16 protein-coding genes and 1 pseudogene are annotated in these 15,836 nt (G+C 53.9%); 5 read left to right on the top strand and 12 right to left on the bottom strand.

The genetic code is table 11. The annotated features are described in order from the left end of the window. Positions 1–333 precede the first annotated feature (333 nt). The 8 genes and pseudogenes from H8K03_19855 to H8K03_19820 all read right to left on the bottom strand — a co-directional run bounded on the left by H8K03_19855 (position 334) and on the right by H8K03_19820 (position 6,602). On the bottom strand, positions 334–492 hold the full coding sequence (locus H8K03_19855; protein ID UVT20002.1) for a hypothetical protein: 159 nt from the start codon (positions 490–492) through the stop codon (positions 334–336). Positions 493–1,694: 1,202 nt separating this feature from the next. Continuing rightward, positions 1,695–2,366: a hypothetical protein gene (locus H8K03_19850; protein UVT20001.1), complete on the bottom strand. Its 672-nt coding sequence runs from the start codon at positions 2,364–2,366 to the stop codon at positions 1,695–1,697. A 199-nt stretch (positions 2,367–2,565) separates the two neighbouring features. Further along, positions 2,566–3,677: pseudogene (locus H8K03_19845) on the bottom strand (IS3 family transposase). A 219-nt stretch (positions 3,678–3,896) separates the two neighbouring features. Next, the gene (locus H8K03_19840; protein ID UVT20000.1) at positions 3,897–4,100 is read right to left on the bottom strand and encodes a hypothetical protein; all 204 of its coding nucleotides are present in this window, start codon (positions 4,098–4,100) and stop codon (positions 3,897–3,899) included. 185 nt (positions 4,101–4,285) lie between these two features. Beyond that, positions 4,286–4,795, bottom strand: a complete 510-nt coding sequence (locus tag H8K03_19835; GenBank protein ID UVT19999.1) for a hypothetical protein — start codon at positions 4,793–4,795, stop codon at positions 4,286–4,288. A gap of 107 nt (positions 4,796–4,902) precedes the next feature. Then, entirely contained in the window at positions 4,903–5,445 is a 543-nt protein-coding gene (locus H8K03_19830) for a DUF1269 domain-containing protein (protein UVT19998.1), read from the bottom strand. After that, a complete protein-coding gene (locus tag H8K03_19825; protein UVT19997.1) occupies positions 5,442–5,681 on the bottom strand; it encodes a hypothetical protein in 240 nt (79 codons plus the stop codon). Before H8K03_19825 ends, H8K03_19830 begins: the two co-directional genes overlap by 4 nt. 228 nt (positions 5,682–5,909) lie before the next feature. Then, positions 5,910–6,602, bottom strand: coding sequence for a CDP-alcohol phosphatidyltransferase family protein (locus tag H8K03_19820; protein UVT19996.1), 693 nt, complete (start codon positions 6,600–6,602; stop codon positions 5,910–5,912). A 1,306-nt stretch (positions 6,603–7,908) separates the two neighbouring features. On the opposite strand from H8K03_19820, the gene H8K03_19815 reads away from it, so the two are divergent. Together H8K03_19815 and H8K03_19810 are read left to right on the top strand one after the other, a co-directional pair. Next, the gene (locus H8K03_19815; GenBank protein UVT19995.1) at positions 7,909–8,193 is read left to right on the top strand and encodes a PepSY domain-containing protein; all 285 of its coding nucleotides are present in this window, start codon (positions 7,909–7,911) and stop codon (positions 8,191–8,193) included. 156 nt (positions 8,194–8,349) lie between these two features. Beyond that, a complete protein-coding gene (locus tag H8K03_19810) occupies positions 8,350–10,299 on the top strand; it encodes an alkaline phosphatase family protein (GenBank protein ID UVT19994.1) in 1,950 nt (649 codons plus the stop codon). 1,024 nt (positions 10,300–11,323) lie between these two features. On the opposite strand, the gene H8K03_19805 is transcribed toward H8K03_19810, so the two are convergent. From H8K03_19805 to H8K03_19795, 3 genes are all read right to left on the bottom strand, one after another. Then, positions 11,324–11,647 carry a hypothetical protein gene (locus H8K03_19805; protein ID UVT19993.1) on the bottom strand — a complete coding sequence of 108 codons (324 nt, stop codon included), beginning with the start codon at positions 11,645–11,647 and terminating at the stop codon, positions 11,324–11,326. Between the two features lie 395 nt (positions 11,648–12,042). Beyond that, entirely contained in the window at positions 12,043–12,237 is a 195-nt protein-coding gene (locus H8K03_19800; protein UVT19992.1) for a DUF72 domain-containing protein, read from the bottom strand. Next, a complete protein-coding gene (locus H8K03_19795; protein ID UVT19991.1) occupies positions 12,197–12,931 on the bottom strand; it encodes a DUF72 domain-containing protein in 735 nt (244 codons plus the stop codon). Before H8K03_19795 ends, H8K03_19800 begins: the two co-directional genes overlap by 41 nt. Positions 12,932–13,195: 264 nt before the next feature. Between H8K03_19795 and H8K03_19790 the strand changes: the two genes are divergently transcribed. Further along, positions 13,196–13,609, top strand: coding sequence for a DUF3015 family protein (locus H8K03_19790; protein ID UVT19990.1), 414 nt, complete (start codon positions 13,196–13,198; stop codon positions 13,607–13,609). Between the two features lie 987 nt (positions 13,610–14,596). Then, complete coding sequence (locus H8K03_19785) at positions 14,597–14,737, top strand: CsbD family protein (GenBank protein UVT22554.1); 141 nt, start codon at positions 14,597–14,599, stop codon at positions 14,735–14,737. A 166-nt stretch (positions 14,738–14,903) separates the two neighbouring features. Here H8K03_19785 and H8K03_19780 read toward each other — a convergent pair whose 3' ends face one another. Continuing rightward, entirely contained in the window at positions 14,904–15,077 is a 174-nt protein-coding gene (locus H8K03_19780; protein ID UVT22553.1) for a hypothetical protein, read from the bottom strand. A gap of 55 nt (positions 15,078–15,132) precedes the next feature. On the opposite strand from H8K03_19780, the gene H8K03_19775 reads away from it, so the two are divergent. Next, positions 15,133–15,522 (top strand): hypothetical protein, encoded by a 390-nt coding sequence (locus H8K03_19775; GenBank protein ID UVT19989.1) that lies wholly within the window; start codon positions 15,133–15,135, stop codon positions 15,520–15,522. Positions 15,523–15,836: the final 314 nt, after the last annotated feature.

Here is a 15,836-nt window from a genome sequence, read left to right as displayed (position 1 = left end):
AATGCACTCATGGCCGTGTGAGAGCGCGGAAAGGAAAGGGTTATTTAAAAGGCGAGTAGACATCTTTTTCCCAAAAGGCAATAGTCGTGAATTGATTGATCCGTTCGTCCGGGGAAAGGCCATCGAAGACAATTTTCCTTATTCAAGTTTTGATGAATGCTACGAGGCCGGCTTCGAATGGGGCAGGAAAATTATAGATGAATGGGAGCTAACCGGACTGCGTTAGATAGCTTCAGGACTAAACGGGGCTTCCAAACCATCCAGCGCAAGCCAAACCGGTTCGCTGTAGCCGCTGAGTTGCAAGCATGTACTTCCGTAAAGCGTGCGAGTCAGCTAGGGGGTGACCGCTGGAAATTTCGCGGCAATCATAGACACATAATGTTGAATCAGTCCTCGTTCCATCGTGGTCAACTCGTCTAGTTTCACGCTGGGATTGAGCAAGTTATGCGAGGCGACAATGAAACGCTTAATGTCCTCATGTTGAATATCCATGAGTGGTCCTCTTGCTAGCATCGCGGCTCACCTGGCCGACAGTTGATTATCCTTTAAGGATACCACCGCCACACCATGAGTGGATTGCCATCATCTGCTGTCAAATCGGCAGACTTGCCGCTTCCGCCCCTAGCCCCGCCGCTTCAAGGGACCGAAGGACGGTGCCGGGGTTCCTTGGACGCGGGGGTTCCTTTTGGGAGCGAATCGTTTTGGGAAGACCCGGGGTGGTCGCTCTGGTAGCAGGAACGCTGTGAATACATGGCTAGTCGTCGGTGTCCTCTAGGGTGGTCAGGCCGCCTGCAGCAAAGAGCCCGGGGGGTCTTCTCCTGGGTAGGTGCTAGAAATAAAGGTGTAACCATAAGTGTCACCGTTGCCCCTCCCTCCCCTCACACCCCACGCAACTAGATGCAAACCTTCCAATCCGCTTAAGACTCGCTCCTGTTGTGAGTTTTCACGTCCTTCTGTATGTTTGAGGAATTGGAGGCATATGGTTTGGTTTGGTCTTGAAAACCGGAGATGGAGTAACCCATCCGCGAGTTCAAATCTCGCCCCTTCCGCCACCGAGTCTCGAGGCGTTTATTAGGTTCTCTATCTTTCTAAAAATCGCCCACATTTCCGCGAGATTGCCGCCCTCGAATCTCCAAATCTTCTGTACCAGAGAGGCGATGGGGCTGGTTTGAGGGAGCACTCTCTGTGGGGGGCTTGGCCAGTCTAGTTCCAACTATTCACGAGTTCAAATCTCGACCGCGAATTAATCGGAGAGTTGTAATGTTGGTCCCCCCGCCACCGAGTCTCGAGACGATAGTTAGGTTCTCTACTCTTCGCAATCTCGCCCCAATTTTCGCGACATTGGCGATCTCGATTTCATCAGTTGACTCTCCCAGAGATGCAATGGGACGCGCGTGGGAAGCTTTTCTCTACCGGGCTGTAGGCCAGTCTAGTTCACGATGTCTTCGAATGCACTTCTCGACCGGAATTAATTGTAGCAGTTGAGCCTCGACCGGCAGTCAGCATCAGCTATCGGCCCAAAGCAGAATTACACGGCGTCATTTGCCCTGATCTGATCGAATATTCCGTTATCCCGGCTTCTCCCCCAATCCGCTGCCACTGCCGGTCTCAATGTCTTCAGTGACATCCGGAATTGTTTGGGGCGTTGATGGGGCAGGCATGGGCGGAGGTTCTAGCAGACCTGAGTGTAATGGTTAAGACATGCCTTGTTCGACCAACCCATTCTCGATCGTGAAGCCCATTCGTTCTATTAGCCGAGTGAGTAATGTGAAATGGGCGCGCGAGTCAGTCGCAACGGCCAGCTGTTCAGCCGTCGCCAGTTCTATTGTATACACCAGTGAGGCGGAGGTTTTCAGTAGGGCAAGGCCATAGTCGAAGAGATCAGCTTCTCTGCCGATGAGCCGTCGCCGGCTGAGTTGACGGATACCAGCCACCGTAAAGGGAGTCGTCTCGAACGAAACATCCTTCAGACGAACCATCAAGGTCTGCTCGGCATGGCCAGCTTTGTGACGCCCAGTGATGTCTGTGCCGTCGAACAGACCGCGTTGGAATCGGCGATTCTCCACCAGCGCGCTATGAAAGAGCCCACGCCACGTTGAATCTGTTAGATCACGATCCACGGCGATGCAGGTGTCCGGCTTGAGCGGTCCGCTGACGTTGTACCCCTGCACCAGTCGTTTGCTTGCCAGGAGGTCGGGGAAGGAATCTCCCATACGTTCGGGAAAGGCCGTTGTTCCGCAGAAAGGACTGACTTGTATGGCCATATAGTCCCGGAAATGCACCTGCTGATACCGCTCCAGCAGCCACTGCAAGGTGCGCTCGTGGCACAGATGGAAAGGATAAAATATGACGCCGGATCGTGTCATGCCAGTGATTCAGAATAGCTGTTCTGCAACAGTATCGGCAAGCTGTCGTCCCAGGGGCAATGGAACGGAAGCTGTTATATTGCGCCACAGCGATTCTAACCGTTTGAAAATACTGCGCTGACGATCCCTGGAGACAAAACGTACTTTGCGTAGCGGAAGCTTGACCTGTCCCCTGTGGTTGTACCAGCGTGCATGTGAGTCATGCGCAATGCGGCACGATGGACTCCGGAGCGGGTGGACGATAGCCTAAGGCACTATGGGGCCAAATCCGGTTATACGTCGGGCGCCACCGTTCCACGAGCACCTGGACCTCCCAGAGTGTAGCAAACAACTCCCGATCCAACAGTTCATCCCGTAACTTTCCGTTGAAGCTTTCAATATAGCCGTTCTCCCACGGACTGCCTGGGGTGATGAAGAGCGCCTGCACGCCGACGCGCTAGAGCCACTCGCGCACTGCCTTGGCGGCGAACTCGGGGCCGTTATCCGAGCGACTATGTCGTGGTACCCCACGCTGGACACATCACTCCGCAAGTCGAAAGAGGACATCGTCCGATCGCAACCGTCGCGCCACATCAATGGCCAGACACTCCCGCGTGTATTCATCCACAATCGTCAGCAGTTTCACTGGACGTCCGTCTTCCGTCCGAGTCGCCATGAAGTCATACGCCCAGACGTGATTCGGCCGTTCCGCTCGGAGTTGCACGCAGGAACCGTCCGTGAGCCAGAGCCGCCGACGCGGCGGCTGCTTCTTCGGCACCTTCAGCCCTTCTTGCCGCCAGATCCGTTCCACACGCTTATGGTTCACCCGCCAGCCATCGTTCCTCAGCAATCCGGTCACCTGGCGATACCCATAGCGGCCATACTGGCTCGCCAACCGGATGATGGCCGCAGTCAGCGGCGCTTCATCATCCGGGGGCTGACGCTGATAGCGTTGTGTCGAGCGCGGTTGGCCCAGCACGCGACAGACGCGGCGTTCGGCGAGGCCCAGCGTCACGCAGCAGTGGTCCACCGTCTGCCGTCGGCGCGCTGGGCTTAGAAGTTTCCCTCCGCGGCTTCTTTCAGGATCAGCTTATCGACGGTCAGCTCGGCCACCGCTCGTTGCAAGCGACTGTTCTCGCGTTCCAGCTCCTTCAGGCGCTTGACTTGATCGACTTTGAGACCGCCGTACTCGTTGCGCCACCGATAGTACGTTTGCTCGGTGATGCTCAGGGTTCGACAGACTTGCGCAACCGGCTGGCCTTTGCTCAAGGCGACTTCGGCTTCACGCAGTTTGCTGAGGATCTGTTCGACGGTGTGACGCAGACGTGGCATACAGCCCTCCTTTCGGCCCGACCCTAACAGAGGATCTGGACCCGTTTAAGGGGGCTAGGTCAGGAGACCTTGGAGGCCCGCAGCAATTTGGACATGGCACATCGATGGATGCACCACCCTGATCAAGATCCCTATCGGCGAGAGTGAGAGAAGGTTACTGCGCGAGTTATCCATCGAGTGACTAGAGTTTGACTTGCTTTTCCATTTTGCCAAGCTGCATTAGCTTGCAGGTGACGAAGGTATGTTTTCCTTCTTTGCCATTGTGATGAAGGTCAATGGCTGCGTTGTTTCATCTACGACCACGCTGACTTCATCACCTTCCTTGAAGGCGACATGGCCGTGACGATGTGATTGATTTTCATTAACCTGAAACTCAGCTCCCTCTGGCGTCTTTACGGTGATCCCGGTGCCCTGTTTGATCACGACTCCCGAGAATGTTCGATGGCTGCTGTGTGACTCCTCCGCATGCGCAACACCAGGTATCAGTATCATTGGCTCTGAAAGCAGCGCATCAACTCATCGATTCAAGAGATCTCGCCATCCCTTTCCCGACACATTTGATTGTCAAACGGTTCGATCTGCTGTCCTAATCAGTGGGCCATCTGCGCCTAAGGACTCGGCTGGAATTGTGCGATGTGATACATGTATCGAGCATGGCCCTGTTCCGTCACATAAGCCTCGAGCTTATCTCCGACTCGAAAGGGACCGCCCTCCAGATGTGTCGTCTTGTCGACATGCAGGCGCACGTCGTGGCCCGATCGATCACGGACGATGTAATACTCCCCCTCGGTTTTCAGCACGTCACCTTCCACAATCTTGGAGCCAGGCGTGGCCATCGTGCCCGACCCAGTCAAGTGGATCATGGAGCGAACATGACCCTTCTCAGTCACGTGAGCTTCGACCTTGTCACCGACTTTGAACACGCCGCCCTCCAGATACGTCGTCTTGTCAACGTGGAGGCGGACTTCGTGGCCCGCCGTGTCGTGGACGGTATAAAATTCTCCCTCGATCTTGAGGACGCTCCCTTCGATCAGCTTGGACTCTCCGGCATGGGAAAAGGGTGCCATCATGAAACCCGTGATCAATGCGAACAGACACAGCATGAGTCGTTTCGTCATATCAGGTCCTTTCGGTTCAGAACTCGTGTGTTCCTGGAATATGGCCTCTACGATTGAAATCCTTCCTTGCAACCGAGGGGAGATATGCTGATCACGAACAATACATACTAGGCCACGGCGCCTTTCTCTTCAGGTACCGTCGTATGTGTGTCGAGTACATGCGGTTGTGTCGTGTGGAGAATCTTTCGGGCCTGCGCGGCCTCGTCCGCCGTGCCATGAGCCACCAGGATGAACTTGTTGGATTTCAGCGCCATTTCGTACTTGAGAACGCTATCTTTTGGAATTCCCAAGCTATAGAGCCCTGCCCCAATCGCCGTCATGCCCCCGGTTACGACCGCCCCTTCAAGCGCCCCCAGGACCCACCCGAGAAGAGGTCCCGCGATCAACACCGGGCCGATCCCCGGGATGGCGAAGAACCCTGCGCCCAGGAGCAACCCCCAGACACTGCCCCAGAGTGCGCCGAGTGTGCCCCAGTATTTCATCCGATCACCGGTGTTGTAATAGCCCACCACGTGTTCGTCTGAGTGGTAGTCCTTCCCGACGATTGAAAGCTTCGTGATGTTGAAGGATGCTCGCTTGAGCTCTTTGATGGCGGCCTCGGCCTCGGTGTGCGTGTCATAAATGGCGACGACTGCGTTGTGCTCGCTCATGATGCCCGCTCCTTTTCTGTGATGGGAGGGTCCACTTGCTCGATGCCTCCTTGTTCCATAGAGAGCATGTCTTGCAGTGCCATGAGATAACCATAATGCCAGTACAACCGCTCCATTGAATTGGCGTTACGATGTCGTTCCTGCATGGCAAAGGGCCCATGGGTGAGCATCCATTCCGCCAGCACATCCACACGCTGTTTGATCTCAGGACACGCCTCTTTATTGTGCTGTCCCATTCCGTCACGATATTCTCAACGCGCGTCCTGGGAGCTAGGAATATCCCTTATTGCATGCAGATCTGGTTCGGCCTACATTCGCGGGGCGGGTCACTGTATGCAAGTCTAATTGAGTATGTGGCTTAACAACCGGGGGGAGGTCACCGCGCGTGTGGCCTTTCAGTAATCAGAGGCGTCTAATCATCGTCCCGAAATGTAAAATATATCGCATACTGACGCGCATGCGCCCTAGAGTTTAGGGATGCGGAGAGTTTTGCTGATCATCAGTGTTCCGGAAATGGCGAACATGAGGGACAATGGATGTAGATCCCAGAGTCCGAGGGTCCATGCGCCCCAGTAGAGACGCTCGTCGAGTCGATCTTGCCAGGCGGCCACGGCGAGGAGGCCGGTAAGCAACGCGGTGGTGGGAATCGGGGTGCCTTCAAAATAGGCGACCTTGTCCCTCCCCCCGGAGAGGCGATCGGCGGTTACATTATAGCGGGCAAGTCGGCTCACCCCGCAGCAGACGAAGTACGTCAGTGCGATCCAGTCCCACCCTCCCCGCAGACCGGCAGCGAATCCGAGAGCGGCCGGTGCGACCCCGAAGGAGATAATGTCGGCCAGTGAATCCAATTCACGTCCGAGCACCGACTGCTGATGCCGCCACCGAGCTACCCGGCCGTCGAGCCAGTCGAAGAGCAGCGCCGCCGGCGATAAGGCTATCGCGGCGAAGAAATGGGCCGGCGACCGGCTGCTCATATAGTGCATGGCGAAGAACACGGCGGCGAGTCCGCAGGCAGCATTGGCCAAGGTAAGCACATCGGCCAGATGAAACTCGCGGAGCAACAAGAAATGTTTCGGAGGTGGAGCGGTCACGGTAAGAACACCTATGCGTGATAGAGTAAAGACAATGTCCGGAATCGGGCCACCGATAAAGACCATGTGACCAGATTACTGCGGGTTGAGAAGTAGCCCCATCCCCACGCGGTGGGCTGCCCAGCATGCCCGCCCCCGCCGCTTTCTCTGAGGGGGCACCCATCCACTGTAGATCCGAGGAGACGATTGGGCTTAAGACCGTAGAATTTTCGCTCGAGTTCCTTCAGGAGCACCCGAGGAGCAATAGTACGACGTAGGCTTTGACCATATCGCCGTCTGCGACCTTGTCCAGCTTCGTGCTCTTGTCCACATGCACTTTTATCTGTTCGCCGTCTGTATTCTTGATTGAATATTACTCGCCATTTCAAGACTTCGCTGAATCATAAATCCTCCCTTTCATAATAGTGCCCGTATCGACATCTAGAGCATAGACCTTGTGAGCAGGAGGACCTACTGGGTAAATGCCCTGCGACACGGGCTCTGGGTCACGCCGTGGACCACAGTATCAACCCCTTGACGTTCTGGATTCTGCCAATGCCGGAGGGAGAGTTCTGTAAACATGGAACCGACAGGGAGCATGGGGCAACCGCCTGCGTGCCTCCTCGACGTTACCCTGTCCCAACCCGTGCGTGATTCGCTCCCGTTCCCGCGAGATCTCCGTGCCGATCCCTACTCGCACGTTCGCGAGCCCTTGGTTGATGGCCTGCTAAAGAAAGGGTCAAGCGGAGGGTGACGTGAATATATGGCCGTTAACATGGAAAGACTCCCGTGCCTGCCGGAGATCTGCGCCGGCGTCGGAGAGCACCACGACTTGCTGGTTTTGTTGCATTCTTGGGACTTCATCAGCTTTCAGAAACACTGACGGAGCTGCGGATCGTAGGCTGGTCAAACGCAATGCAATAGGAGGGACCATACCCGCTTTCCAGCGTCACAACGCCACTACACTGGCGCCCGTTATCACAATGCAATCGGCCAGCGCGTTCATCTCTTTGCCCAAAGAGTGCTCGATTGATGCGTTGGGCTATGCCATCGAACAGACCGTGTGATACGAAAGCCTACGGTGCACCCCTGATCCACCCACAGCCCGGTAGTTATCTCGAACACTTCCTCCCCACCTAAGACCTACCGTTTGATAGTCTCATCGTTCCGTTTCGCAGCGGCTGCTCAAAGGATCTGCCAGGTATGAAAGCAGGTCGGACGCACAGGTTTTCAGAAGCCTATCGAAACGCGCGGCAAGGTACAAGGTCGATGTTTAAGAAATCGCGAATTTCTGATGTTTCACTTAGGGGGTTGCCTAGGTATAAAAGGTAGGTAAGAGGAATAATACTATTCCATCAAATGGACGTTAGACTTTTAACCAAGGAGTGACTCAATGAAAAAGATTAGTTTGTTGGCTGGAATGCTGCTGTTGCTCGCTGGGACGGTGATGCCGGCCTGGGCCCTCTTCGAAAGTGATCGAGAGCTGAGTAACAAATCCACCGTGAGCATGATCGACGCGATTAAAACCGCGGAGCAGGCCCGCCCTGGCAAAACAGTTGAAGCGAATATTGGGAAAGACGATGGTCGTGTGGTCTACAAGATTGAGATCGTAGAGGGGAAATCTACCTACAAAGTCTATGTGGACGCCGTGACAGGAAAGGTCCACGAAATTAAGTAAGCCTTCTTCAGTCCTTCCTCAGGCGGGGTCCCCTATGCATAGCGTTCCTCAGGGGGGGCCTCGCAGTCGACGTCAATCCTTCACATCCCCGCCTACAGAGAGGCCGCATCTCTTGCTAGAATGCCCGCCTACATTCACCAGGGGAAGGGGCCCGCTATGAGTTCCAGATCCACTATCACATACATTCTACCGGTCGTGTTGCTGGTCTGCTTCCTTCTCGGGCTACCCGGCTGCAAACGCCTCCTCCCCGCTCCAGCCCCACACCCTACCCAGAGCAGATTGCAGGGGGTGCTGAATGGTCATCCGATTGAGCATGTTGTGATCTTTGCGATTGATGGACTCGCACACGACACGTTGGTCCACTATCTCGAACACAGTCCTTCGCGAAAAGTGGGGGGCCTGCACGATCTGTTTGGGGTGCGGGCGGAGTCGGGCAGATTGGTCTTCACCAAGGGGGTGGCTGTCCAACAATCGACCACAGTGTTCCCCTCTTACACCTACCCAGCCTGGACGTCGGCCTTTACCGGTGTGTTTCCCGGCGCCCATGGCATTGCAGGGAATAGCCTGTTTTCCCGAGATCGCGCCGTCGCTCGGTACTACACAGAGTATCATCTCGATGCGCTGAAGGTGCAACTAGCGGACGACTTCCTCTCCGACGATCTCAACCCTCAGGTCAAGACCCTCTATGAACATATCGACCAACATGGCGGGCAGAGCATCGTCGTGCACCACATGCTCACGCGTGGCAGTGGGGCGGGAGTGATCCCGGCGGATGTGGACACGCTTCTGAGTTATACCCAGAACCGAAGTACCGCCGTCGATGCAAACGCGTTATGGGATGCCGTCCATGCGATCCAACAATTCAATGACGGCGACCTGACATCGGGTGCATTACGACTTCCGAGTGTCCTGACAATCTATTTTGCCGGACTGGACCATGCCGAGCATGTCTCGCCGGAAGACCCGGAACAGGCCCGTTTAGAATATCTTGCCCACCTCGATGATCTTATTGCCAAATTCATCGCAGGCGATCCGGCGCTTACCAAGCAGCACCACGCCTCGACGGGATCTGGGATGAGGTCCATCGATCCGATTCGATGGAGCGGAGTGCGGAATGAGGCCGTGCTGGAACGCACCCTCTTCGTGCTGGTCTCGGACCATGGGCATACGGCCATTGATTGGAATACCGCCGTTGGCATCGACGACCTGAAGCTCGTGTTTGATGAACTGAATACGGTGCGAGGGACGGCCTATCGTCTTGAACTGCCGTCCTTGATCGACGAAACCTTGGGATCAAAAATCCGTGCCGCGTTTGGATTGTTCTCAAGAGGAGCGATTGCCAGAGAGTCCAATGTGGTGGCCACACTGAATGGCGGGGCGCTGGGATTCCATGTGAAGCCCTCGACCGGGGAGTGGACAGAGAATCCTGACTACCACCGTGACCTCGTGCCGATTGTGGAACATGTCCTGCTCACGCTTCATGCCAATCACCAGGACCCGGACGCGGTCCTCATCAAACAAGAGAACCGTTATGACTATCTTCCCTATCAATTTGATGGAACCACGGTGCAGCTATCACCGGCCATCTCTCTGGAGTACAGTCGGTTAAACAGTCCCTCCTACCCCATGGCCGTCCGACGGGTGACGGGCCTCGCATCACGGCTCCCTACGGATCCTCTGAGTGCTCCGGATATCATTCTATTAGCCGACCGGTCGAAACACCTGACCTATCTCAATAAGCAGGACGGGCGGGTATTGGAGCAGCTCGACGTGTCCACGCATCGACACTTTCATTCCGACCATGGGCATCTCAATGCCTCAGACTCCCTCGTGCCGATCCTCTTTGTACGAGGCGGCCAGGAGGAAGGTGAGGCGCTCGCATCACTGTGCGAGGCCTCGGTCGTCGACATCACCCCCACCATCCTCGACACGCTGGGGTTGCTTCCATCCTTTCAGGCTTCCATGCAGACTCGTCCGGAGGAGATGACGGGGCACTCACTGAAATCTGCGATGGATCGTATTCTGGCCAAAGCTTTCCCCGTAGCCGGTGGAGAAAACATCTGCCCTTCGTCGGTTTCAGTGGGGCTTCCCCACACATCCAATTAGCGGATGGTACCTCCTGTGCGTTCGGTGGCGCAGATCAAGCGAGAGGATGGGTTGACTGCGGCACGAAGCAACAGGAGCAAATTGCTCTACACATATATATCTGGATAGCCCGAAATCATCTCCTTAATCCACCAAGCCTAACACGACGGATGTTCCACCACGAGGCAAAGAGCAATACACACCGTAAAAGGCCTTTAATATAACCTACCCGCTCCCTTATGAGCCATTTAAAGTAAGGCGTATTTGCTGCTTTCTCAGGATCTTGGATATGGACGGTTATGCAGCCATGCACGCAATAGGCGCTTGCATCGCCATATATCTCACAGGCATGGAGATGGCACCATGTTGACCCGGGCCCTGCCTCCGCCTTGTCTCGATCATCGGCAGAAAGCGATAACGGAGTCGCGAACTCAATGCCACTTACCGCACAGGACCAGATACACATCCATAGCCCACAGCTTCATAGTCACCTCCCCATAACGCATACCGACAAACTGATTGAAGATAACCTGATCGGTTTCTTCGACTGCGCGAAGACAGTGGAGTCCCGGAGGTCTTTCAGTGAGGATATATCACAGAGTAAGGGTGCATCGACGGTACCGTCTGTCAGCAAACGATTGGCCGGCGTTTGAAATTGGAGGACACAAGAAGTGGGGGCACGGATAGAAAAGGCATTTTCTTTATCTACTCCCTGTGAGCCTCAGTATCACTCTTCTTGCCTTCATAGGTACAACTCTGAGCCCAGATTCGTGCTCAAGGCCCCATACCTCAAGGCCGGGGTGAATCTGATGTGACTTTCAGAAATCTGTTCGAAAATCTCGCGAGTTGGCCTCGTGGAACAGGTCAGGAGACCTGAAGAGATTAAAAGAAGACAATGCTCTCCGAGTTTAATGGAAACAGCGCAGTTTCTATATTAGGGAGGGATGTCTCATAATATTTTCACTGGCTGTTCCACTTTCATAGTATGACTTTCACATCCAGCCTGGCACTGGGTGAAAACCTGGTGTCGTGCTCCGACACTGATTCACTTCAAACGTTGCAAGGTCGTCGTATGGCCTTGGTCTGTCACATAGGCTCGGACCATGTCGCCTGGCTTCACAGAATCCAACTGGGTACTTTTGTCGACGTGGATCCTCTGCAACCCACGATCGGCCTGGATGAAGTAATACTCACCTTCTGTTTTTATTAAGGGACCTGTAATGGTGTCTTCCGTCAAACGCTCCTTGAGGCTGGGACTTGTTTCCTTCCCCGCCATAGCATCTGTTGGATAGGGATCGGCTGCGTAAGTCACACCGAGTCCAGAGCCCAACAGTCCAACCACCAGTATCGAAGGTAGGAATGTTCTCATACAACACCTCTGTGCAGTATTGAATCGTTCTCGGTGAAGAGTCGTCAGTCCCAAGACAATCTGACTAGATTCTCAAGTCTCAAGGCCAGCTTGGGAGCTGATAATAGGTCAGCATCTGCTTGCGCCCACAGTTTTCGCAGAGGCCCTCTTGCGTGACCGCACCGGGTCGGCGGACGCTGGCCCAGTAAAACTGTATCTCCAGGTCATTCCTCGTCTAGATGTACGACAACCTCTCACGACACCGAGAACAGAATTTAGCGGTGATCCTCATGATCGCACCTCATGCATGGTGAGCTGCGTTGGATTTATTTATTGGAAGGAAATCAAGTCTGATCGGCTGAGATGGGGCGCGGAACTGGGAGTAACCCTAGGCCGACAACATGAAAGGAGACAGTTTAGATCATGTCAACCAATGCCTGAATGGTGGTAGGGGCATTCCCCTCTGAGCGGTTGTTCACGAGGACATAGGCTGGTTTGGCTGCCTTGACCGATTGCTGAATGAGTGCAACCGCATCTTTTCGCATTTCGGGGAGTTCACCCACAATCTTGTTATACGGTTCCGCCCGCTTCTTGGCTGCCTCGTAGGACATCTTCAAGGGTGGTGAGGAGTCGCAGTACGGTAAAGGGAGCTGTGAAGGTTTCTCCCATGCGTTTGTGCTGCTCTGCCAACGACGGCATGTAACACCAGTGATTATAGACGTGAGCCACCCCATGCCGTTCTAACACTTGGCGGTAAGCAGGACCAAGTAATCCAGCATTGCGAATTTCAACAGCGTACTTAAACTCCTTCGGTAGTTGAGTAAAGAACGCATCCAGTCGGGTACAAAACCCCTCCACAGAAAACCCATGTCGCTGAAATTCAAAGAGGAAAGGCCCTGTATGCTCATGGAACTTTGCCTCTCGAAATGGCGTCAGGACCAGGTCCCTAAAGAGTTTGGCATCAAGGAAATGGGGGGTTAGCTTGCCTGCTCTCAGCCCATATCTGGAATGAGTGGCAAAACTAGGAATGGTGATGTCTTCTAACACCTTAAAACACATCTCGAAGTCTTCGGGGATTTGGTTCAGGTACTTGCGAAGCTGGTTAGCGGATGGAGGCCGGTAGAAGGTGGAGTCATTACCGACCGTCCGAAAGAGCGGCTTCCCGTTGTAGAGATACTGGCAATACTCGCCTAAGCATTCTCGTGCAAAGGTCGTCTTGGCGTACTGCCTCAGGTACACCTGACCTTGCCAGCCCTCATAGGTCCAGGTGGAAGTCCCGAATCGAACGAGCGGGGAAAGAGGCATGGGGCGGAATTCTACCCCAGCGGGGAATGTGACGCCAGCATGCTCCAGGAGGGCTTCAAATTGACCAGACCAACCGATCGGGTCGATTCCTACCGCAGTAGATTCGAATATTCCTCAACGCGAGCCTAGCCGAGAAACTACATCGCGGGCCGGTAGTCGCCCCCACGCCAGGGCTTTGTCTAGTCCACGCCGTAGACACATTATGCTAGTGATAGCTAGTCAGACCATTCGTTCTTTCTATAATTGATTAACCAGGGGGAAAGCATGAAAATCACGACTTCTCTTTTTCTTCCAATTCTCTTGCTGGGCGGAGTCTCCTGCGGGCCAACCACTGAAACCCTTCAGGCTCCCTTTAAGCTGACTGGCGATTTTACGTCGAGCACCTCCGGCAGCAGCCCTCTCCCCGATCCTTCTGCCAAGGTTCGCCACCGATTGGAACAGTTCGTGGCCCATGCCTATGATGGCGTGAGTTGCGATATTGCGCAGGGGCATGGCGAGTATTTAACGTCTCTAGCGGTCCTCGCCGGGATTCCGATGGACGAGCAGACCGCATTTGGAACGGAAATGCAGAGCCGCTATGCCGTGCTATCTGATCCTCTCTTGTCGCCTAAAGAGGCCTCGAGGCTGGTTCTGACCATGCCTGGTCGGCTGGCTATGGAAAGACTGAAAAAAGCATAACCCGACTGCGGCGAGAGGTTTATGAGTAAGCTTGGACTAGTAAGGGGGAGGTTATCGAACTTCTCCCCTGGGCAGCATCCGACAAGATAGGGAATTGTGCCGTCATTGCTTTTGGCCATCGCGACGTTCACGCCGCCTACACCCGACTGTGGCTAGGCCCTGATTTGCTCTATGCGTTCGGAAAATGCTTCGATGTTATGGACCGAAGGTTTGATTATTTGTTACCCAGGAAACTTGTTTTTGAGATAGTTCCGAATCTCCTTGAGTTGTTTTTAATAGATCTGTTTCGTCAGGCGCTGTCATAGCGGTTTGATGTCACTCCCACAAATAGAAGACTATTCCACCTTCCTAATCACAATAGCCCGTAATCCAGTTCTTTTAAGCCTCTCAAACAGACGTACGCCGCTGTGTATCGGCGATAGATGCGTCCGCACCTTGCCCTTGAGTCTGATAGACAAATCAAGATTGTCTATCTTTTCTCTTCCTCTGGAATTGAGGCCCAAATCATGAGGCCCCACAAGAACACGACAATGGCAACCATGGGATAAATGTCATCCATCTTTATCACCTCACATTTGCCCTTCCTTCGTGTTTGGACTCCATATTCCAAGCTAAGCGTATGATAGTCAGCAGCAGGGTGGCTCAGTACTGGGAAGACCTCGCGGGGATGAAACAGTCCGGGAAAACCTCCAGTTTGTTGGTGGGCCTATGCCAACCCCCTACTTGGTGCGTGATAAATCCGTAGGACTTAATAGCAAGGGCATGCCTGGTACATTCCGGGGCTCTTATCAACCATACTTTGACCAGGGTTCGTCTTCGCTCATGGCTCTTTCGCCACACGCGGAGAAGGTGAGACCGTTGCGCTGCAACGAGGACGTTGAATCATCGTCTAATATAGCGGTGTTAGGAGCCACCCCCACTATATTCGCTAGGGACTAAGCTAGTCGTTCCTCGCCATGCCATGAGTTAAGAGATATGTGAAATGGGATCAATTCTAAGGGAGAGCTCAAACGACAGTGGGGGAAGTTTACCGATGATGATCTGATGCAGATTGAAGGAAACTACGCCAAGTTCAAAGGTAAGGTCCAAGAACGCTACGGCGACCGTAAGGACGAGCTCGAAACCTGAGCTGATAAATGGTATGCCGGATCAATCGATGCCGCGAAAAAGGGCGGCGATACTAGCACCTCAAAAAGGTAATGCCCCGCCATTTAGGCAGGTTTCCATCCAGTGAGCGGCGGTAGTTTCTATATCGACTGAGGGGTATGTCGTTCTTGCTCTTGTTCCCTGATTTTTAAACGCGGATGCTTCCTGATGTCTGTGTGCTGGGTGATTCTTTAGCTGGCTTGAATGACAGTCCGAGGCGGGTCAGCAGTGCCCCAATTTTGCGCAGCGTCTGTTCTCCGCACCCCTTATTCATCAAGATTTGCTGCTCAGTCGTATTGAGGAGGTCAGCCAGTGTGATGATGCCAGCATGTCTGAGGCAGGCTAATACACGAGGCCATTAAAGGAAAGGAGTTGTTATGGGGGAGTTACCTGGTTTATTTAGAGTGCTTTCCTTGTCGGTATCTCTGCTATGCGTGCTAAGCGGCTGTACAAAGGCCTTAATCCACGACGATGTGAAATCTGCTAAGACCGGCACCCATTGTTCAGGGTCCGAGGGAGTGGATAATTCGTCTTTGGCTGTTCTTCCGATTCCTGTGTTGGCATTCTTCGTCCCTCACATAACCCTGCACGACATCAAAGCCGATGATTATCTGAAACGTTGTGGCGAACCAACGAAGTTAATCAACCGCCATGTGACAGTGGACCGCACTGTCTGTATCCCAGCGTCACTGACCCGCATCATCAGCCTCGGTATTTGGCAATGGTGCCCGGCAAGCGTGTCGTGGGAGGCGGATGTCACGACATAAGTGAAAGAGTACTGTCCCGGGGCCATGCCTACTCCAATATGGCCTTTATGTCCGCTTGTGATCATACGCGACCCAATCATCAGAGTGGTTCAAATTGATTTCTTTTTGGATCCGCGAGAGGAGGGTCGATACCCGAATAAATCAAGCCGCAGGTGACAAGACGATCTTGCCAGACGGATTTTAATAGCCTCTGTTAAGGTCCTTTTGCCCTAGTGTCGACAAGAGTACCAAGTTGTATACGGTGAAGACAGGAGACGTGGTCAAAGCTTATGTCACGGAGCAAGGCCATGCGACCACGCTGCAGCGTGATAATT

Source organism: Nitrospira sp. (genome assembly GCA_024760545.1).
Taxonomy (GTDB): domain Bacteria; phylum Nitrospirota; class Nitrospiria; order Nitrospirales; family Nitrospiraceae; genus Nitrospira_D.
The sequence above is the reverse complement of the archived record's forward strand: the minus strand, read 5'-3'. Positions and strand labels throughout refer to the sequence as shown.